This is a genomic window from uncultured Sphingomonas sp. (assembly GCF_913776855.1).
In the GTDB taxonomy this organism is placed as follows: domain Bacteria; phylum Pseudomonadota; class Alphaproteobacteria; order Sphingomonadales; family Sphingomonadaceae; genus Sphingomonas.
In genome coordinates, this window is sequence record NZ_CAJYQD010000045.1 from 1 (window position 1) to 20475 (window position 20475).

At 67.9% G+C, this 20475-nt stretch carries 16 protein-coding genes and 1 tRNA gene; 11 read left to right on the forward strand and 6 right to left on the reverse strand.

What is annotated here, in order from left to right; all coding sequences use genetic code 11:
- Window positions 1-250: hypothetical protein (locus QZ755_RS14120; protein ID WP_294324056.1), on the reverse strand; the 250-nt coding region annotated here is incomplete at its 3' end.
- Between the two features lie 474 nt (window positions 251-724).
- Here QZ755_RS14120 and QZ755_RS14125 point away from each other — a divergent pair.
- The 3 genes from QZ755_RS14125 (at window position 725) to QZ755_RS14135 (ending at window position 7147) form a co-directional block, all read left to right on the forward strand.
- On the forward strand, window positions 725-3154 hold the full coding sequence (locus tag QZ755_RS14125; RefSeq protein ID WP_294324058.1) for a prolyl oligopeptidase family serine peptidase: 2430 nt from the start codon (window positions 725-727) through the stop codon (window positions 3152-3154).
- A gap of 218 nt (window positions 3155-3372) precedes the next feature.
- Complete coding sequence (locus QZ755_RS14130) at window positions 3373-5703, forward strand: EAL domain-containing protein (RefSeq protein WP_294324060.1); 2331 nt, start codon at window positions 3373-3375, stop codon at window positions 5701-5703.
- Between the two features lie 37 nt (window positions 5704-5740).
- Entirely contained in the window at window positions 5741-7147 is a 1407-nt protein-coding gene (locus QZ755_RS14135) for a methyl-accepting chemotaxis protein (RefSeq protein WP_294324062.1), read from the forward strand.
- Window positions 7148-7477: 330 nt separating this feature from the next.
- On the opposite strand, the gene QZ755_RS14140 is transcribed toward QZ755_RS14135, so the two are convergent.
- Window positions 7478-7552 (reverse strand) — tRNA-Gly (locus QZ755_RS14140).
- A 161-nt stretch (window positions 7553-7713) separates the two neighbouring features.
- On the opposite strand from QZ755_RS14140, the gene QZ755_RS14145 reads away from it, so the two are divergent.
- From QZ755_RS14145 to QZ755_RS14165, 5 genes are read left to right on the forward strand one after another with little or no spacing between them, the layout of a single operon-like run.
- Window positions 7714-8607 carry a tetratricopeptide repeat protein gene (locus tag QZ755_RS14145; RefSeq protein WP_294324083.1) on the forward strand — a complete coding sequence of 298 codons (894 nt, stop codon included), beginning with the start codon at window positions 7714-7716 and terminating at the stop codon, window positions 8605-8607.
- Window positions 8604-9221, forward strand: coding sequence for an LON peptidase substrate-binding domain-containing protein (locus QZ755_RS14150; RefSeq protein WP_294324064.1), 618 nt, complete (start codon window positions 8604-8606; stop codon window positions 9219-9221). The genes QZ755_RS14145 and QZ755_RS14150 overlap by 4 nt, the downstream gene beginning before the upstream one ends.
- Window positions 9218-9385 (forward strand): Trm112 family protein, encoded by a 168-nt coding sequence (locus QZ755_RS14155; protein WP_294324066.1) that lies wholly within the window; start codon window positions 9218-9220, stop codon window positions 9383-9385. The genes QZ755_RS14150 and QZ755_RS14155 overlap by 4 nt, the downstream gene beginning before the upstream one ends.
- Window positions 9382-9789 carry a hypothetical protein gene (locus QZ755_RS14160; RefSeq protein ID WP_294324068.1) on the forward strand — a complete coding sequence of 136 codons (408 nt, stop codon included), beginning with the start codon at window positions 9382-9384 and terminating at the stop codon, window positions 9787-9789. Before QZ755_RS14155 ends, QZ755_RS14160 begins: the two co-directional genes overlap by 4 nt.
- 3 nt (window positions 9790-9792) lie before the next feature.
- Window positions 9793-10257 (forward strand): NUDIX domain-containing protein, encoded by a 465-nt coding sequence (locus QZ755_RS14165; protein WP_294324070.1) that lies wholly within the window; start codon window positions 9793-9795, stop codon window positions 10255-10257.
- On the opposite strand, the gene QZ755_RS14170 is transcribed toward QZ755_RS14165, so the two are convergent.
- Window positions 10258-10761, reverse strand: a complete 504-nt coding sequence (locus tag QZ755_RS14170) for an MAPEG family protein (protein ID WP_294324072.1) — start codon at window positions 10759-10761, stop codon at window positions 10258-10260.
- Window positions 10758-11975, reverse strand: coding sequence for a UbiH/UbiF/VisC/COQ6 family ubiquinone biosynthesis hydroxylase (locus tag QZ755_RS14175; RefSeq protein ID WP_294324073.1), 1218 nt, complete (start codon window positions 11973-11975; stop codon window positions 10758-10760). The genes QZ755_RS14170 and QZ755_RS14175 overlap by 4 nt, the downstream gene beginning before the upstream one ends.
- 132 nt (window positions 11976-12107) lie before the next feature.
- Here QZ755_RS14175 and QZ755_RS14180 point away from each other — a divergent pair, with 132 nt between their 5' ends.
- The 3 genes from QZ755_RS14180 (at window position 12108) to hrpB (ending at window position 18225) form a co-directional block, all read left to right on the forward strand.
- Window positions 12108-14471 (forward strand): DNA translocase FtsK, encoded by a 2364-nt coding sequence (locus QZ755_RS14180; protein WP_294324074.1) that lies wholly within the window; start codon window positions 12108-12110, stop codon window positions 14469-14471.
- A 384-nt stretch (window positions 14472-14855) separates the two neighbouring features.
- Window positions 14856-15650: an aldo/keto reductase gene (locus QZ755_RS14185; protein WP_294324076.1), complete on the forward strand. Its 795-nt coding sequence runs from the start codon at window positions 14856-14858 to the stop codon at window positions 15648-15650.
- Between the two features lie 151 nt (window positions 15651-15801).
- Entirely contained in the window at window positions 15802-18225 is a 2424-nt protein-coding gene (gene hrpB / locus QZ755_RS14190; RefSeq protein WP_294324078.1) for an ATP-dependent helicase HrpB, read from the forward strand.
- 231 nt (window positions 18226-18456) lie between these two features.
- Here the strand turns inward: hrpB and zapE are convergent, their stop codons facing one another.
- Together zapE and QZ755_RS14200 are read right to left on the reverse strand one after the other, a co-directional pair.
- Complete coding sequence (gene zapE, locus QZ755_RS14195; RefSeq protein WP_294324080.1) at window positions 18457-19563, reverse strand: cell division protein ZapE; 1107 nt, start codon at window positions 19561-19563, stop codon at window positions 18457-18459.
- 178 nt (window positions 19564-19741) lie between these two features.
- Window positions 19742-20475: succinate dehydrogenase iron-sulfur subunit (locus QZ755_RS14200; protein ID WP_294324081.1), on the reverse strand; the 734-nt coding region annotated here is incomplete at its 5' end.

Sequence of the window (20475 nt, forward strand, 5' to 3'; positions counted from 1 at the left end):
CGCGCGTCTTGCAGACCTTGGTCAGGATGCGGCTGCCGGTAGCTTCGGTCTTGAAGCAGTAGCGGGCGTTGGGCGATGCCTTGTAGGCGGTGGCGGCGGGGCCGGCGGCCAGCGTGACGGCGGTGACCGCGCTCGCACCGGCGACGCTGGTCGCGACGGGGGCCGGGGCGGCGTTCGGTTCGGCGGCGAAGGCCGAGGTGGTGGCAACCAGGCCGAGGACGATCGAAGCGGCGAAACGGATGGCGGTCATGATGTTGGCTCCCTGAATTTCCGGTTGGTTTCCGGTGATGCCAAATACATTGCAGCTGCCGTGCCAGTTTTGTGCGGCAAGCAATATCAATGACTTGGCCGATGACTACATCTGTAGCTGTGGGATGCGCCGCCATAACGTGGCGGATTTCGCCATATGTTCGTGACGGCGTCCTGGTGCTATCTACGAAATTAGCCCACAATCATTTGTATCCCCGCGCAGGCGGGGATCCAGGGTAACGGCAGGATGGCGCCTGTGGCTCTGGACCCCCGCCTGCGCGGGGGTGCGGCTTGTTGGTGGACAGGTCCTTGCGACTACGGCACGCCGCTGCCGCTGCCGCTGCCGCTGCCGCTGCCGCTGCCGCTGCCGCTGCCGCTGCCGCTGCCACTGCCACTGCCACTGCCGCCGCAACCGCCTAGCGCCCCGCGCCTACCCGTGTCAGGATCACAACCAAACAACCACAAGGGGTTACGAATGCGCGCTGGTGCCTGTCTGATCGCTCTGTTGCTTGCCACGACCGCCCATGCGCAGGAGCCGGCCACCGGCTATCATCGCGCGCCCGATGCCATTGCGAAGATTCTGGAGACGCCGCCGACGCCGGGTGTCGCGGTCAGCCCCGATCATCGCACGCTCGCGATCCTGGGGCGCGAGAACCTGCCGAGCATCGCCAATCTGTCGAAGCCGATCCTGCGCCTCGCCGGCTATCGCATCGATCCCGCGACCAACGGCCAGGCGGAAATGCGGGTCCAGTGGCTGAACGCGCTGTCGTTCAAGGATATTGCGAGCGGTCGCACCGTCGCGGTTAAGCTGCCCGCCGGCACGCGATTCGCGGCGCCCGACTGGTCGCCCGACGGCACGCGGCTGGCCTTCTATGTGCAGGAGGCGAACGCGCTGTCGCTGTGGATCGCCGAGCGTGACGGCAGTGCGCGGATGGTCGCGCGGGGCCTGAACGGGACGTTCGGAACGCCGTTCGCGTGGACGCCCGACAGCAAGGCGCTGATCGCCTATCTGGTGCCCGCCGGGCGCGGGGCGGCGCCGGTCGCCGACGCGACGCCGACCGGGCCGGTGGTGCAGGAAAGCATGGGTCGCACTTCTGCGGCGCGCACCTATGAGGATTTGCTGCGCAACGCGACGGACGAGGCGCTGTTCGACCATTATTTCACCGGACAGCTGGCGCGGATCGACCTGGCCGGCGCGACCAAGCCGATCGGGCAGCCGGGATTGATTACCGATTTCAGCGTGTCGCCCGATGGCCGCTACCTGCTGACCGAACGGTTGAAGCGGCCGTACAGCTATCTGCTGCCCGCCAGCTTCTTCCCGACCGAGATCGCCGTGGCGACGATCGACGGACAGCCGGTTCGGACGCTGGTCGACCGGCCGCTGGCCGACGACCTGCCGGTCGATTTCGATGCGACGTTCAAGGGGCCGCGGGAAGCGGTGTGGCGGTCGGATGCGCCGGCGACGCTGGCATGGGCCGAGGCGCTGGACGGCGGCGATCCCAAGGCGAAGGTCGCGTTCCACGACCGGGTGATGCTGCAGGCGGCACCCTTCACCGCCGCGCCGGTCGAACTGGCACAGACGCCGGCGCGCTTCGGGGCGGTGTTCTGGGGCAATGACGATTTCGCGATGGTCATCGACCGCGAATGGCGCACGCGCACCGAACATCGCCTTGCCGTCGCGCCGGCGCGACCGGGGCAGGCGCGGACGCTGCTGACCCGCAATTACCAGGATCAATATGGCGATCCCGGTTTCCCGATGACGGAGGAGAATGCGGCGGGCAAGCCGGTGATGCAGTTCACGCCGGCGCGCGATGCGGTCTATGTGACCGGCGATGGCGCGACGAAGGCGGGGGCGTTCCCGTTCCTCGGGGCGATGTCGGTCGCGGGCGGCGAGCAGAAGCGGCTATGGACCGCCAAAGCACCCTATTACGAAACCGTCGTCGCGCTGCTGGACGACAAGGGGCAGCGGATGCTGACCCGCCGCGAAAGCGCGAAGCTGGCGCCCAATTACATGGTGCGCGCGGTCAGGGGCGGCAATGCGAAGGCGGTGACCGACTTCGCCGATCCCGCGCCCGTACTGGCCGGCGTGACGCAGCGAACCATCACCTATAACCGCGCCGATGGCCTGCCGCTGTCGGGATCGCTGTATCTGCCCGCCGGGTATGATGCGAAGCGCGACGGGCCGCTGCCGACCTTGCTCTGGGCCTATCCGGCCGAATATACCGATGCGAAGGTCGCCGGGCAGACGGTCGACCAGGGCAATCGCTTCGTTCGGCCGCGCGGGATCAGCCACCTGTTCCTGCTGACGCAGGGCTATGCGGTCCTCGACAACCCCGCCATGCCGATCATCGGCGAAAACGGCGCGGAGGCGAACGACACCTATGTCCAGCAGCTGCGCGACGATGCGCAGGCGGCGGTCGATGCGGTGGTGAAGCTGGGCGTGTCGGACCGCAGCCGCATGGCGGTGGGCGGGCACAGCTATGGTGCGTTCATGACCGCCAACCTGCTGGCGCATACCGACCTGTTCCGCGCGGGCATCGCGCGATCGGGCGCCTATAACCGCACGCTGACCCCGTTCGGCTTCCAGGCGGAGCAGCGCACCTACTGGCAGGCGACGTCGACCTATACCGAGATGAGCCCGTTTACGTTCGCCAACAGGATCAAGGAGCCGATCCTGCTGATCCACGGCGCGGCGGACGACAATAGCGGCACCTTCCCGATCCAGTCCGAACGGATGTATGCGGCGCTGAAGGGCAATGGTGCTACGGTGCGCTATGTCGTTTTGCCCAACGAAGCGCATGGCTATCGTGCGCTGGAATCGACCGAAGAAACGCTGTGGCAGATGACCGACTGGCTCGACCGCTATGTAAAGCCCAAGGTCGCGGCGCCGGCGGCCGCGCAATAGGCGACAGGAGGATCGCTAAATATCGAATACGGAATATGGTAATCGCGAGTTCGTGCGCAGTTCTTCGAAGTTACAGAAATTCCGTAAGTCGTTGCTGCGGACGGGCGGGAATATACGAGTTTCTCCGGTATTTCCCGCCGATTGCGATATACTGAACCTTAATCGGACCAGCCCCATCCTGTGTTGCAAGAGCAGCGCCGGATGGGGGTCCTGGCCGAATGTCGTACCTGTTTGTCTCGATCGTCTCGCACCACGACCTGTCGGTGGTCCTGCTGGCGTTGCTGCTGTGCATCGTCAGCGCGCTGTCGACCTTTGCCCAGCTGCAGCGATCGTTCGAATGCGTGGCCGAACGTCGCCCGCTCTGGCTGACGTCGGCGGCGGTCACGGCCGGCGGCGGCGTGTGGTCGACGCATTTCATCTCGATGCTCGCCTTTCGCAGCCCGGTCGCGCTGCAGTTCGACCAGCTGCTGACCGCCGCGTCTGCGACCATCGCCATCGGTGCGTTCGGCATCGCCTTTGCACTGTTGCGGCGGGTGCGGGGGGCGGCACTGGTCCTGCTGAGCGGGGCGATCGCGACGCTCGGCATATTGGGGATGCACATGACCGGCATGGCCGCCATCGCCAATCCGATGGTCCACCGCGTCGATTACGGTCCGATCGCCGGGGCGCTGCTGGCGGGGTGGCTGCTGCTGTCGGGGGCGTTCATCCTGTTCCTGCAGCTGGGCGGGCGGAAGCGGATGGTCGTGCCGGCGGCGGGCATGGTGCTGGCGACGGTCATCATCCATTTCGTCGCGATGGCATCGGCCATGATCGGCCATGACGCGGCGATGGCGGGCGATGCCGGCAAGGGCGCGCAGTGGCTGCTGGCGTGGATCGTCGCGGCGGCGCTGCTGCTGATCGCGCTGACGGCGGCGGCTTCGATCGTCGACCGGTTCCTGACCGACCTGCGCGGGCTGGCCGATGCGACGTCCGAAGGGCTGCTGATCACCAGCGACGACCATATCCTCGACGCCAATGAACAGGCGTGCGCGCTGCTGGGCGTCGATCGCGCCGTGCTGGTCGGTACCGCGACCGCGGCGTGGTTCGAAACGCCCGCGCGCGACCATCTGCGCCTGCACCGCGGCGATGCCACCCGTGCCCGCATCCGCGACAGCATGGTCGAGGACCAGCTGGTCGAAATGACCGCGCGCGCGATCGAATATCGCGGTCGCGACGCAACCGTCATCGCGCTTCGCGACCTTACCGAAACCGCCCGTGCCCAGCGCGCGATCGAACATCTGGCGTCGCACGATCCACTGACCGCGCTGGTCAACCGCGCCGCGTTCGACATCGGCCTCAACGAAGCGGTCCGCACCGGGGCGCCCTTTGCCCTGATCGCGGTCGATCTCGACCGGTTCAAGGCGGTCAACGACCTGTTCGGCCATGGCGCCGGCGATGCGATCCTGATCCGGGTCGCGCGCATCCTCGACGATTGCGTCCGCGCACAGGATCTGGTTGCGCGGGTGGGCGGCGACGAATTCGTCGTCCTGCAGCGCGACATCGCCTCGTCCGACGATGCCCGCCGTCTGGCTGCGCGCATCCTGACCCGCTTTGCCGAGGAAATGGATTCGGCGCGCGACCCGATGGCGGTCGGGTGCAGCCTGGGCGTGGTCACCTATCCCCGTGACGGGGGAGACCCGGAAACGCTGCGCCACAATGCCGATGTCGCGCTGTACCGCGCCAAGCAGGACGGACGCGGCACCGCGTCGTTCTTCGACGAAACGATGGACCGGCAGGCGCGCGATCGCCGCAGCCTGGAACATGACCTGCGCCACGCGGTGTGTCGCGGCGAATTGCGGCTGGTCTATCAGCCGCTGGTGTCGACCGACGACGATCATGTCGTCGGGTATGAAGCGCTGCTGCGCTGGGACCATCCCGAACGCGGGCAGGTGCCGCCGACGCTGTTCATTCCCGTGGCCGAGGAAGCGGGCACGATCATGGCGATCGGCGAATGGGCGCTGCGCCAGGCGTGCCGCGACGCCAGCAGCTGGCCCGAACCGCTGACGCTGGCGGTCAACGTGTCGCCGGTGCAGCTGCGCGTGGCGACGCTGCCGATGCTGGTCCGCGATGCGCTGGCGGACAGCGGGCTGGCGCCCGAACGGCTGGAGCTGGAGATTACCGAAACCGCGCTGCTGCGCGACCGGGAGGTGTCGCTGGCGATCCTGCGCGAGATCCGCACGCTGGGGGTGCGCATCGCGATGGACGATTTCGGCACCGGCTATTCCTCGCTCAGCAACCTGCGCCATTTTCCGTTCGACAAGATCAAGATCGACAAGAGCTTCGTGTCGGCAATGCACGAGGACGAGGCTGCGCGATCGATCGTCCGCGCCATCGCGGGCCTGGGCAAGGGATTGAACCTGCCGGTCGTCGCCGAAGGGGTCGAGAACGAGGCGCAGCGTTCGATGGTGCAGGCGGAGGGCTGTGCGCTGGCGCAGGGCTATCTGTTCGGGCGGCCGGCGGCGGGGCCGGCGCAGCGTCCGTCGCCGCAGGTGCGGGCCCGGCGGGCCTGACGGGCCGCGGCGATAGTATTTTCGGGGGAGGGGTCAGATGATCGCATGGTTTTCGCGCAACGCGCCGATACGGATGAAATTCCGGGTCCTGGCGCTCGTCTATCTGCTGCTGTCCGGGGGGATTGCGGCGTTGGCGAGCGCGTCGGCGCTGGATGTCGCCGTCGCACCGGGCATCGTCATCGGTGGTGCGATGGCGGGTGTGGCGGCGATCGTCGCGGTGACGTTCGGCGCGTCGCGGCTGATCTGCACGCCCTATGTCTCGACGGTGGTACGGATGGAGGCGCTGGCGGCGGGCGATCTCGAAAGCCCGGTCGCCTATACCGACAACCGGGATTGTGTCGGCCGCATTACCAAGGCGATGGCGACGTTCCGCGAAAGCGCGCTGGCCGCGATGGAGCGCGACACCCAGCGGCAGATGGTCGCGATCATGGGCGAGGGGTTGGGCAAGCTCGCCGCCGGCGACCTGACCGCGCGGATCGATGCCGACCTGCAGGAACCGTTCCTGTCGCTGCGTGACGATTTCAACGCCGCGGTCGCGGCGCTGCGGGCCACCATGCTGTCGGTGTCGACCGTTGCCGGCGGTATCCGCAAGGGCGCCGGGGAGATCAGCGCCGCGTCCGACGACCTCTCGCAGCGGACCGAGCAGCAGGCCGCCAGCCTCGAACAGACCGCCGCCGCGATGGAGCAGATCACCGCGACGATGCGGGAAAGCGCCGCCAGCGCATCGCGCGCCGACCAGATCGTCGGCACCGCCCGCAGCGAGGCGATCGAATCGGGCGAGGTCGTGCGCCGCGCGGTCGACGCCATGGCGCGGATCGAACGCACGTCGGCCGAAATCTCCGACATCATCGCGGTCATCGACGGCATCGCGTTCCAGACCAACCTGCTCGCGCTGAACGCCGGCGTCGAAGCGGCGCGCGCGGGCGATGCGGGCAAGGGCTTTGCCGTCGTCGCCTCCGAGGTGCGCGCGCTGGCGCAGCGTTCGGCGGAGGCGGCCAAGGATGTGAAGCAGCGCATCACCGCGTCGGTCCAGACGGTCGATACCGGCGTCGCGCTGGTCAGCGAAACCGGGCGCTCGCTCGACCGGATCATCGGTCGTTTCAGTGAGATCAGCGCGCTGGTCGCGGATATTTCGGGATCGGCGGAGCAGCAGTCGCAGGGGCTGGCACAGGTGAACACCGCCGTGGGTGAAATGGACGGCGTGACCCAGCGCAACGCGGCGATGGTCGAGGAAAGCACCGCCGCCGCGCGCAGCCTGGCGTCCGAAGCCGATGCGCTGTCGGGCGAAATCGCGCGGTTCCAGCTGGGATCGATCGCGGTGCGCGACCAGCGCGATACGGTTCAGCGCCTGCCGGTGCGCAGCCCGGTGCGTGCCGTTCCGCAGCGCCTGTCGCATGGCAACGCCGCGGTTGCGATCAGCGAGGACGACTGGTCGGAATTCTAAACGGGAGCGAGCGAAACATCGGAGCCCGTGCGAAGCTGATTCGCGCGGGCTTTGCCATGGCTGGGCTGTGAGGATCACGATCGGACGTCGGGGGATGCAGGCGGCGGGAAGCTGTTTCGCACCGGACGGGTTGATTGTCGGCCATCGGTGGCGCGCCGTGCACCGGAAATGCAGGAGGATGCGAATCATCCGCGTCGGCAGAAAAATTGGGGATGCAGTGAACGATCGGGGTCGCGGCATGGCAAAGCCATGCCGTCGGTCACCGTAACCGGCGCCGGCCGAAGTCGCTGACATTTCGCTGATTAGCTGCCGCTAATCAGCGGCAGCGACTGGAGCGGGCGAAGGGATTCGAACCCTCGACCCCAACCTTGGCAAGGTTGTGCTCTACCCCTGAGCTACGCCCGCTCTGGCGTTCCGAACCGGGTGACCGGCTGGGGTGAGGCGGGCTATTAGACGGGGGTTTCAGAGTGCGCAACCCCTAAATGAACTCTTTTCTGTTTTGCCTGTGATGCCCACATAGGGGCGGCTGTCACAGGATAAGGAATCGACGCTTGGCCACGCTAGGACTGACCGCCCCGGAAAAGGATGCCGTGGAGGCGTTCCGCCGCGATGTCGTCGAACCATCGATGACCAGCCTCGTCATCATCGATTTCTGGGCGGAATGGTGCGGGCCGTGCAAGGCGCTGACCCCGATCCTCGAAAAGGTGGCGGACGCCTATGCCGACAAGGGCGTGGTGCTGGCCAAGGTCGATACCGACAAAAACCAGTTCATCGCCTCGCAATTCCAGATCCGCTCGATCCCGACCGTCTATGCGATGTTCCAGGGGCAGCTGGTCGCCGACCTGACGCAGGCGCGCACCGAAAGTCAGCTCAAGCAGATGCTCGACCAGCTGCTGCGCCAGTTGCCGGTGCAGCCGGGCGCCGCCGCCGGTCCCGACATCGAACCGTTGATCGCGATGGGCGAAGAGGCACTGGGTGAGGGCGACGGCGCGCGCGCGCTGTCGATCTTCGACCAGATCGCCGAGATGGTGCCGGAGAACGCCGTTGTCGCGGCCGCACGGGTCCGTGCGCTGATGGCGCTGGGCGAGCATGACGAGGCGCAGGCGGCGCTCGATGCGCTGCCGGAGGATGCCGCGAAGCAGCCCGGCATCGAACAGGTCCGCGCCGCGCTGGCACTGGCCCGCGATGCGCAGCCGGTCGACGATCTGGCAGGGTTGAAGGCCGAGGTCGAAGCCAACCCCGACGATCACGACGCGCGCTTCCGCCTGGCCGGCGGACAGATGGCGGCGGGCGACCGCGACGGGGCGGCCGAATCGCTGCTGAAGATCGTTGCCGCCGACCGCAGCTGGAACGACGATGCCGCCCGGCAACAGCTGCTGAAGGTCTTCGAAGCGGTCGGTCTGGAGGACCCGTGGGTGTCGCAGCAGCGGCGCAAGCTCTCGGCGATCCTGTTCGGATGAGCGGCCGCGTCTCCGTCTTCCCGCTGGCGGGGGCGCTGCTGTTTCCGAACATGCACCTGCCGCTGCACATCTTCGAGCCGCGCTACCGCTCGATGGTGTCCGACGCGCTGGCGCGGGACCGGCGCATCGGCATGGTCCAGCCGCGCCCGGTCGGTGGCGACACTGATCGGCCGCCGCTGTTCGACATCGGCTGTATCGGGCAGATCGTCGATGTCGAGGCGCACGCCGATGGCCGCTACGACATCGTGCTGCGCGGGCTGTCGCGCTTTCGCATCGTGCGCGAACTGGACGTGACCACCGCGTTTCGACAGGTCGAGGCGGAGGTGCTGCCGATCGTCGGCGACACCACGCTGGCGCTGGCCGAGCGCGCGTCGCTGGAGATCGAATCGAAGCGGTTCGCCGACCGGCTGGGCTATGCCGTCGATTGGGAATCGGTCGGGCGGCTGGACGATGAAAGCCTGGTCAACGGCATCGCGCAGATCGCGCCGTTCGACGTCGCTGCCAAGCAGGCGCTGCTCGAAGTCGACGAACTGTCGGCGCGGGCGGAACTGATCGTGCAGCTCATGCAATTCTTCGGTCGGCATGGCGATGACGAAGAGGCGACGCTGCAATGACGATCGATCCTTGGTTGCTGTCGATCCTGGTCTGTCCGGTGACGCGCACGCCGCTCCGGCATGATGCGGCGGCGGGCGAACTGGTGTCGGAGGCCGCCGGCCTCGCCTTTCCGATTCGCGACGGCGTGCCGGTGCTGCTGGTCGAAGCGGCGCGACCGTTGTGAGCCGCGACCTGTCGGGCAAGTGGAGCGGAATCTTCAACTATCCGCACACCAACCCGCCGACCGCGTTCGAGGCGGATATCGCCGATCTGGGCGGATCGATCGTCGGGACGATCCACGAACCCGACCTCTATTCGGTGCCGCCGGGCGCGCTGATCGCCGCGGCGATCGACGGGCATCGCGACGGTGCGAAGGTGACGTTCAGCAAATTCTACGACGATAGCGAGAGCGAGGGCTATGGCGACATGGTCGTCTATGCCGGGGTGCTGAGCGACGATGGCTGCGAGATCAGCGGGCGGTGGGACATCCCCGGAATCTGGTCGGGCAGCTTCCTGATGATCCGTCCGGCGGCCGAACCGATTGCGGCGGAGGAAGCTGCCGAGGCCACCCGCGACGCTCGGGCATAGGCTGTGGCGCTGATCCACCGGTTGCTGAGCAGGGCGGCGCGATTGGCATGGCGCATCACCCGTCCGCGCACGATCGGCGTGCGCGCGCTGCTGCTGGCGCCCGATGGCCGCGTGGCGCTGGTCCGGCACACCTATATCGACGGCTGGTACCTGCCCGGCGGCGGGGTGAAGAAGGGCGAGGCGGTCGCCGATGCGCTCCACCGCGAATTGGCGGAGGAGGTGGCGGTGACCGATGCCATGGTCGAGCGGGTGCTGGGCGTCTATCACAACCGGGGCGAGGGCAAGGACGACCATGTGATCGTCTATGTCGCGCGGGCCGCTAGTGATTCGCTGCGCGGTGCGGACAGGCTGGAGGTGGCGGAAGTCGGCTGGTTCGCAGTGGAGGCGCTGCCGGAGGGGACGACCCCGGCGACGCGGCGGCGGATCGCGGAGTTTCGCGACGGCGCGACCGGCGGAGGGAATTGGTAGCTATCCCCGTATCGCGAGGACCAGTGCAGTCAGCAACGCCAAGATGGTCGGGTAGAAGGTCAGCGCAAAGCCAAACGCACGGGCAGCGGCACCCCGTCGATAGCCCGTCCAGAAGCCTATCCGCCCGACCGTGAAACAGGTCGCCAGCACCGCCAATGCGAACGTCGATCGATCGGTGGCGATCGTCAGCGCGGCATAGGCGATCGCCGCCAGGACCGCCTGTTCCAGCGTATTCTGGGCGATCGCGCGCCCCTGCGCCACCGCCGGATCGGCATCGCCGCCATCGATCGACTGCGGCGAGAGGAACCGCAGCCGCGCGACATGGCCGATCGCCGCCGCGCTCCAGAGTCCGGGCACGACCAGCGCCACCGCCAGCATCCGCAGGCGTTCGGGCAGGCCATGGCCCGGATCGAACCAGGCCGCCGCCAGCAGCGCAGCGATGCCGATCCCCGCCGCCCCCGCCATCCCGCGCACGACACCGCGCTGGACGGCGGAGAGCGTCACGCCGGGATGCCCTGCAACAGCTTGGGCAACTTCCCCGTTTCGCCCCGCGCCTCGGCCATGAATGCGGCTTTGAGCGGCGGGATCGAATCGACCGCCGACAGGCCGAAGCGCCGGACCGCGCTGGCCGCCTTGCCCGGAATGCCGAACAGCCGGGTCAGCCCATCGGTCGCCAGCGCGACCGCGAACGTGTCGAGGCCCCGCCACCGCTGATACCGCTCCAGCAGATAGGGATCGCCGAGGTCGAGGCCGGTACGCTTGCCCTCGACCAGCACCTCGGTCAGCGCCGCGACGTCGCGCAGGCCGAGGTTGAGGCCCTGTCCGGCGATCGGGTGAATGCCGTGCGCGGCGTCACCGACCAGCACCAGCCGGTCGGCGGTGATCCGCGCGGCATGGTGGAAGCCCAGCGGATAGCTCGACCGCGCCGACAGGTTGGATAGTTCGCCCAGGAATCCGCCCATCTTCTTCGACGCTTCGGCCAGGAACGCCCGGTCGGACAGCTTCAGCATTGCCGGCCGGTCCTTCGCATCGACCGTCCATACAATCGCCGACCGATGCCCGTGGTCGTCGTCGTTCAGCGGCAGGATCGCGAACGGCCCTGCCGGATAGAAGATTTCATAGGCTATGTTTTCATGCGGTTCGGCATGGCCCAGCGTGGTGATGATCGCGGCATGGTCGTAGCTCCAGCGCGCGACGCGGATGCCCGCCGCCTCGCGCGTCGGCGAATTGCGGCCCTCCGCGGCGATCAGCAGCGGCGCGGTCAGCGTGTCGCCGCCGGCGGTCGTCACCGTCACGCCGTGCGCTTCGCGCCGGACGTCGATCGCCCGGTCCTTATAGCGCAGGTCGACATGCGGCGATGCGACGGCGGCGTCGTAGATCGCCTGCCGCAGCCGCTTGTTCTCGTACATCACGCCGACCGGATCGTCGGCGGCGTCGGGGATGAAGTCGAGCTTGCCCGGTTCCAGCCCGTCGGTCGCGCGAATCGCGGCGATCGGACAGCCTTCGTCGCCGAGGCCGGGCGCGATGCCGATCGCTTCGAACATGCGGTGCGTCGCGCTAGCGATGGCGGAGGCGCGCCCGTCGAAGCGGGGGGCCAGCGTCACCGCCGGATCGGCCGGATCGAGGATGATCGACGTCAGCCCATGCACGCCCAGCGCAACGCCCAGCGTGCTGCCGACCAGCCCGCCGCCCAGGATGATGACGTCCGCCTGTGCCATGAAACCCGTCCCATCCGTAAAGTCGTTTCTTGCCTGCGGACTTAGGGTCTGGCGCCGCCTACCGCAACGCCGCCTTGACCCCATGGCCCGCTTCGGCGCACATCAGGCGGGTATCGAACAAGGGTGGAACGAATGGCGACCAACGCGCAGCCGATGTTGTGGCGCGACGCGATGAAGGCGGGTGCGAAGCGCAGCGGTGCGATGATCGGCGCGACGATCCTGTTCGTCGCCATCGTCGTGATCGCCATCGCCCTTGTCAGCTATTCGCCCGCCGACCCGTCGTTCAGCACGGCGGCGGGCGGCCCGGTCGTGAACAAGCTGGGGTCGGGGGGCGCGATGCTCGCCGACCTGCTGCTCACCATCTTTGGGGTGCCGGTCGCGATGCTGTTGCCGCTGGGACTGATCGTCAGCGTCCGGCTGTGGCGCGACGTGCCGGTCGGACCGTGGCCGCGGATGCTGCGCGATTGCGCGGTCGGCGTGCTGGCGATGGGGACCACGCTTGCCTTCGTATCGGGGGAAGCGATCCTGTCGCTGCCCGCGGGCTATGGCGGCGTGATCGGCTGGAGCATCGCGCGGGCCGTGCAGGGGCTGATCCATCTGATCGGCATACCGGTTGCGGAACTGTGGACGATCCGCGTCGTGGCACTCGCTACCGCGCTGTTCGGTGTGTGGCGCTGGGCCAAGGGGCTGACGATCGAGATTCCCGACGGCACCTTCCGTCTGCCCAAGTTCGAACGGCGCGCGCGCGTCGGCGCGGACGAGGGTGACATGCTGGTCGAGGATGACGACCTGCCGTTCGATCCCGCGCCCCGCGCCGCGCCGGCCATCGATGCGGACGATGCCGAGGATGCGCCCGCCCGGCCACAGCCGCGCCGCGTCGCCCAGCCCGACGACCGTGCGCCCCCGGTCATCGCCGAGCGTGCCGCGTCGCCCGCATTGGCCAGTGCGCCACGCCCGGCCAGCAGCGAAGGTCGCGACAATTTCGCGCTGCCCGCAATCGACCTGCTCGCACCCGCGCCCGAATCGACCGGCCCGACGATCGACAAGGCGGCGCTGGAGCGCAATTCGCGCCTGCTCGAAAGCGTGCTGGACGATTTCAACGTGAAGGGGCAGGTGGTGAAGGTCGCCCCCGGCCCGGTCGTCACCATGTACGAACTGGAACCCGAACCCGGCATCCGCGCCAGCCGCGTGATCCAGCTGGCCGACGACATCGCGCGCAACATGTCGGCGATTTCCGCCCGCGTCGCGACGATTCCCGGCCGCACCGTGATCGGCATCGAACTGCCCAACCAGAAGCGCGAGATGGTGTCCCTGCGCGAACTGATCGCCAGCCAGGCCTTTGCCGACCAGAATGCGCAGCTGCCGATCGTACTGGGCAAGAATATCGCCGGCGACCCGGTCGTCGCCGACCTTGCGCCGATGCCCCACCTGCTGGTCGCCGGTACCACCGGGTCGGGCAAGTCGGTCGGGCTGAACTGCATGATCCTCTCGCTGCTCTACCGGCTGACCCCGGACCAGTGCCGCATGATCATGATCGACCCGAAGATGCTGGAACTCAGCATGTATCGCGGCATCCCGCACCTCCTGGCCGATGTCGTCACCGACCCGCCCAAGGCGGTGCGCGCGCTCAAATGGGCGGTCGAGCAGATGGAGGACCGCTATCGCATGATGGCGTCGATCAACGTCCGCTCGCTCGCCAGCTTCAACGACAAGGTGCGGGCAGCCGCGGCCAAGGGGCAGAAGCTCGGTCGGAAGGTGCAGACCGGCTACGACGCCGACAACGGCACCCCGATCTATGAGGAGGAGACGCTCGACCTGTCGCCGCTGCCGCAGATCGTGGTGATCGTCGACGAACTCGCCGACCTGATGATGACGGCCGGCAAGGAAGTCGAATTCCTGATCCAGCGCCTCGCGCAAAAGGCGCGCGCGGCCGGAATCCACCTCATCATGGCGACGCAGCGTCCCTCGGTCGACGTCATCACCGGCGTCATCAAGGCCAACCTGCCGACCCGCATCAGCTTCCACGTCACGTCGAAGATCGATTCGCGCACCATCCTCGGCGAACAGGGTGCCGAACAGCTGCTGGGGCGCGGCGACATGCTCTACATGCCCGGCGGCAAGGCGCTGGCCCGCGTCCACGGACCGTTCGTCAGCGACGACGAAGTGCAGGCGGTGTCCGATTTTTGGCGCTCGCAGGGCGCGCCCGACTATATCGACGCGGTGGTCAACGAACCGGAGGGCGATGCCGGCTTCAGCCTCGACGGGGCGCCGACCGGCGACGATTCGCCGGAGGAACAGACCTTCCGTCAGGCGTGCCAGCTGGTGGCCGAAAGCCAGAAGGCATCGACCAGCTGGCTCCAGCGCCAGTTGCGCGTCGGGTATAACTCGGCGGCACGGCTGATCGAGCGGATGGAGAAGGAAGGACTGGTGTCGCGGCCGGATCATGTGGGGCGGCGCGAGGTGCTGATGGACGCTGACGGGCGGCCGACGGGGTAAGTGGCGACCTCCATCCCCCTACTCCCAGCCTATCCTTATTCCCCTCCCGTTTGCTTCGAGCGGAGGTTCGAGCCTGTCGAGAACCGTAGTCGAGAAGGGCGTGCCCCAAACGGCCCCGTTCTCGACTGCCGCTTCTCGACAGGCTCGAAGCTGCTCGAACCAAACGGGGAGGGGGCAGGCGTCCTTGTTTCCGACCACCCAACTCGTTCGTCCTGAGTAGCCGCTGAATTTGTCGAAGCGGCGTATCGAAGGACTGTCCCAATTGCTTCGATACGGGCTTTCGACAAGCTCAGTCCCTACTCAGCATGAACGGAGCGCGGGAGACTGGAACGGATTGCGTCGCCATTGTTTGGCAACCCGACCCCTAAACCGCACGGACACCCCATGACCGACCTCCCCCTTAACGACGGCCGCACCATCCCCGCGATCGGCTTCGGCACCTACAAGGTGCCCGCAGAAGACTCCGCCCGCCTGTCGCGCGAAGCGATCGACGCCGGCTATCGCCTGATCGACACCGCCGCCTTCTACGGGAACGAAGCGGGTGTGGGTGAAGCGACCGGCGAGACCGACATCTTCGTCACCACCAAATTGTGGCGCGACGCGATGGGCTATGACAACGCCCTGAAGGCGTTCGACGCCAGCGCGGCGAAGCTGCCGCGGATCGACCTGTTCCTGATCCACTGGCCGATGCCGTCCGAGGGCCGCTATATCGATACGTGGAAGGCGCTGGTGCGGCTGCGTGAGGAGGGGCGGGTCGCCTCGATCGGGGTGTCGAACTTTTCGCCCGACCATCTCGACCGGATCGTCGATGCGACCGGCGTGGTGCCTGCGCTCAACCAGATCGAATTGCACCCGACCTTTCAGCAGCGCGCCGCGCGTGCCGCGCACGAACGGCTGGGCATCGTCACGCAGAGCTGGTCGCCACTCGGGCAGGGGACGCTGCTGACCGACCCGACGATTGGCGCCATCGCACAGGAGGTCGGCGCGACCCCAGCGCAGGTGATCCTGGCGTGGCATCTTCAGGCCGGGCTGGGGGTGATCCCGAAAGCATCGTCGCGCGCGCGGATCGAGGAGAACCTCGCGGCGCAATCGGTGTCGCTGACGCCGGAACAGGTGGCAAAGCTCGACGCGATGGACCGCGAGGACGGTCGGCTGGGGCCAAACCCCGACACGCTCTAAGCTCCTCCCCGGCACGGGGAGGGGGACCATGCGTAGCATGGTGGAGGGGGGTGTCGGCATACGGAACCGCTGCGTTTCGCGGCGATCCCCCTCCACCGTCCTGCGGACGGTCCCCCTCCCCGTGAACGGGGAGGATTGCTAAGGAACCGCCATGCTCCCCATCCACGCGGTCCTCCCCCACCTTCTTCAGACCTTGCGCGACCGAACTTCCGCCGTCCTCGTCGCGCCGCCGGGGGCGGGCAAGACCACCGCCGTCGCCCCGGCGCTCCTTACCGAACCGTGGGCAACCGGCGAGATCCTGCTCCTTTCCCCCCGCCGTATCGCTGCCCGTGCCGCTGCCGAGCGCATGGCCGCGACCGCGAACGAACCCGTCGGCCAGACCTTCGGCTACGCCACCCGCATGGACAGCAAGCGGTCGGCGGCGACTCGCGTGACGGTAATGACCGAGGGCATCTTCGTCGCGCGTATCCAGGCCGACCCCGAACTCGCCGGCGTGTCGGCGGTGCTGTTCGACGAAGTGCATGAACGCAGCCTCGACAGCGATTTCGGCCTCGCCCTCGCGCTCGATGCGCAGGCGGCGTTGCGTCCCGACCTGCGCATCCTCGCCATGTCGGCGACGCTCGACGGGGAACGCTTCGCCGCGTTGATGGACGATGCGCCGGTGATCGAGAGCGAGGGGCGCTCCTACCCGCTCGACCTGCGCCATATCGGCCGCAATGCCGAAGCGCGGATCGAGGACTCGGTCGCCGCCGCGATCCGCCGCGCGCTGGTCGAGGCGGAGGGCGGCATCCTCGCCTTCCTGCCCGGCGTGGCGGAGATCGAGCGCACCGCCGAACGGATCGCCGTACCCAATGGAGCGGTGCTGCACCGGCTGCATGGCACGCTGCTTCCGCAAGAACAACGTGCGGCGATTGCCCCCGATCCGGAGGGCCGGCGCAAGATCGTGCTGGCGACGAGTATCGCGGAAACCTCGCTCACGCTCGACGGCATCCGCATCGTCGTCGATTCCGGTCTCGCCCGGCGACCGCGCTACGACCGCGCGGCGGGAATGACGCGGCTGACCACCGAACGCGCATCGCAGGCGGGGGTCACGCAGCGTGCCGGTCGTGCCGCGCGGCAGGGGCCGGGCGTCGCCTATCGCCTGTGGGAAGCTGCCGCGACCGCCGGCCTGCCCCGCTTTGATCCGGCGGAGATATTGGAGGCCGACCTGTCGGCGCTGGTGCTGGAATGCGGCAGATGGGGCGTCACCGATCCGACGACGCTGCGCTGGCTCGACCCGCCGCCCGCCGCTGCGGTCGAAGAGGCACGCGCCCGCCTCGCGACCCTCGACGCGATCGATGGCGACGGGCGACCGACGCCGCACGGCCTCGCCATCGCCGCACTGCCGCTGTCGCCCCGCCTGGCACACATGCTGATCCGCGCAGGCGAAGGCGGCTTTGCCGGCGCGGCAGCGGAGGTGGCGGTGCTGCTGGGGGAGCGCGGCCTTGGCGGCAACGACACCGACCTCGACCAGCGCCGCCGCCGCTGGCGTAGCGAACGCGGACAGCGGGCGGAGGCATCACGTCGCCTCGCCGACCGCTGGCGCAAGCTGGTGAAAGGCCGCGACGATCCACCCGCCGATGCGCTGGCGAGGAGCGTCGCGCTGGCCTTTCCCGATCGCATCGCCAGGCGCCGCGATGCCGGCGGCGAACGCTGGGCGTCGGTCGGCGGGCGAGGCTTCACGCTGGACGCCGCCGCGCTCGGGTCGGCAGAATGGCTGGCGGTGGCCGAGACGCAGGGGCAGGCGGCGGGCGCGCGCATCCTGTCCGCCGTCGCGATCGACCAGGCGACGGTCGAGGAGCTGTTCGGCGACCGGATCGAAACGCACCGCAGCGTCCGCTTCGATCCCGCAACGCGCGGCATCGTGGCGCTGCGCGAACGCCGGTTGGGTTCGATCCGCCTGTCGTCGGGTCCCGATGCCGCCGCCGCGCCCGACGAGATCGCCGCCGCGCTGACGCAAGCGGTGCGTGGCGACCTGTCGCTGCTGCCGTGGGAGGGCGCGGAGACGCTCCGCCGCCGCTCGGCCTATGTCGCGGCGATGCTGGGGCAGGACGATCCGCTGGGCGACGTGGCGCTGGTCGCGGCGATCGACGACTGGCTGCCGGCGCTACTGATCGGCAAACGGCGGCTCGATGCGGTGACCGGCCTCCACGACGCGCTGGAGCAGCAGGCGGGGTGGGACTGGATGCAGCAGGTCCGCCGCCTTGCGCCTGCCCGCTTCGAAAGCCCCGCCGGGTCGAGCCACGCGATCGATTATGCCGCCGAAGGGGGGCCGCGGGTCGAGCTGCGCGTGCAGGCGCTGTTCGGCCTCGCCACCCATCCGATGGTCGCGGGGCAGCCGTTGACGCTCAGCCTGACCTCACCCGCCGGTCGCCCGATCCAGACGACGCGCGACCTGCCCGGCTTCTGGGCCGGATCGTGGCGCGACGTGTCGAAGGAAATGCGCGGTCGCTATCCGCGCCACCCGTGGCCGGACGATCCGGCAGCGGCGTCGGCGACGCTGAGGACCAAGAAGGCGGATGCGCGGCGGGGATAATTCCGCGCAAAATCCGTTCGGTTCGAGCAGCTTCGAGCTTGTCGAGAAGAGGGGCAGGTGAACCATGCCCCGCATGGTTCAGGATTGTCCGGGGGACAATCCGACCTGCCCCTCGTCGAGAACGTGGTGCTTGGGGCAACCCCTTCTCGACTACGGTTCTCGACAGGCTCGAACCTGCGCTCGAAGCAAACGGGAAGTGAGGCAGGAAGGGTGAAGAAGGCGAGCGCTACCTCAGCCCTCGCCATGCCCCTGCGTCAGGTAATCCTCCGACCGCATCTCCTCCAGCCGGCTGATCGTCCGGTCGAATTCGAACCGCCCGTCGCCCGTCGGATACAGGTCGCCCGGCTGCGCGTCGGCGGCGGCGAGCAGCTTCACGCGATATTCGTACAGGGCGTCGATCAGCGTGACGAACCGCGCCGCCTCGTTGCGATTGTCCGGCCCCAGCACCGGAATGCCGACCAGGATCACCGTATGGAACGCCCGCGCGATGGCGAGGTAATCGGGCGCCCCCCGAGCCTCGCCGCACAGCCGCTTGAAACTGAACACGCCGACGCCCTTCAGCGCCTTGGGCACATGCAGCGTCCGACCCCCGCCGACATCGAGGTCGCACGACGGCACATGCGCCGCATCCTCGACCGGATAATCGGTCAGGCGGAAGAATGCCGCCGACAACGCCTCGGTCGCCGCGGCGCCATTGGGCACCAGCCACGTATCGACCGCGCCCAGCCGGTCGCGGCGATAATCGGTCGGGCCGTTCAGCGGCAGCACGTCGAGGTTGGATTCGAGCAGCTGGATGAATGGCAGAAAACTGTCACGCTGCAACCCGTCCTTGTACAGGTCGACCGGCGGGCGGTTCGACGTCGCGACCATCGTCACGCCGTGCGTCATCATCTCGGTAAACAGCCGCGACAGCACCATCGCATCGGCGGTGTTGTTGATGACCATTTCGTCGAACGCCAGCAGCTTCAGGTCCTTGGCCAGCGCCTCGGCGACCGGGGGCACCGGGTTGCCGACCTCCTTGGCACGTTCAGTGGCCAGACGGGCATGGACCTCGATCATGAAGGCATGGAAATGCACGCGCCGCTTGGCCGGTTCGGCCACGCAGTCGTAGAACAAATCCATCAGCATCGACTTGCCGCGCCCGACCCCGCCCCAGAGGTACACGCCGCGCGGGGGGGCGGCGTCGCTGCCGGTCAGCCGCGCGAACAGCCCGCGTTTCGGCGGGTTGTCGAGCTGGTCGGCAAGCCGGGAGAGCCGCTCGGCGGCGGCGCGCTGTTCGGGGTCGGGGCGGAGTTCGCCGGTGGCGACAAGGTGGTCGTAACGGGTGAGGACGGTCATCGTGCGCCGTCCTACGTCACCCGCCCCCTGTTTGCCACACCCACCCCGTTTGCTTCGAGCGCAGGTTCGAGCCTGTCGAGAACCGAAGTCGATAAGGCGGTGGCCGCATCAACCGAGTTCTCGACAAGCTCGAAGCTGCTCGAACCGAACGGGGAGGAAGTTGTCAGGCACGAACGGATCAGATGATCCGCTCGACCTCCATCTTCTTGATCTCGGCGATCGCCTTGGCCGGATTCAGCCCCTTCGGGCACACGTTCGCGCAGTTCATGATCGTGTGGCACCGATACAGGCGGAACGGATCTTCCAGCTCGTCCAGCCGCTCGCCGGTCATCTCGTCGCGGCTGTCGGCCAGCCAGCGATAGGCCTGCAACAGGATCGCGGGGCCCAGGAACTTGTCGCTGTTCCACCAGTAGCTCGGGCACGAGGTCGAGCAGCAGGCGCACAGGATGCACTCGTACAACCCGTCGAGCTTGCTGCGGTCTTCCGGCGACTGGAGCCGTTCCTTGCCGGCGGGTTCCGGCGTCACGGTCTGCAGCCACGGCTTGATCGACGCGTACTGCGCATAGAAATGCGTGAAGTCCGGCACCAGGTCCTTGATGACGTCCATATGCGGCAACGGCGTGATGCGGATATCGCCCTTGATATCCTCGATCGCGGTGGTGCAGGCGAGGCCGTTACGACCGTCGATGTTCATCGAACACGACCCGCAAATCCCCTCGCGGCATGACCGGCGGAAGGTGAGCGAGGGGTCCTGCTCCGACTTCATCTTGATCAGCGCGTCGAGGACCATCGGACCGCATTCGTCCAGATCGATCTCGAAATCGTCGTAGCGCGGATTCTGGCCCGAATCGGGGTCGTAGCGATAGACCTTGAATTTCTTGATCCGGCCCGACGTCGGCGACTTGTGGGTCG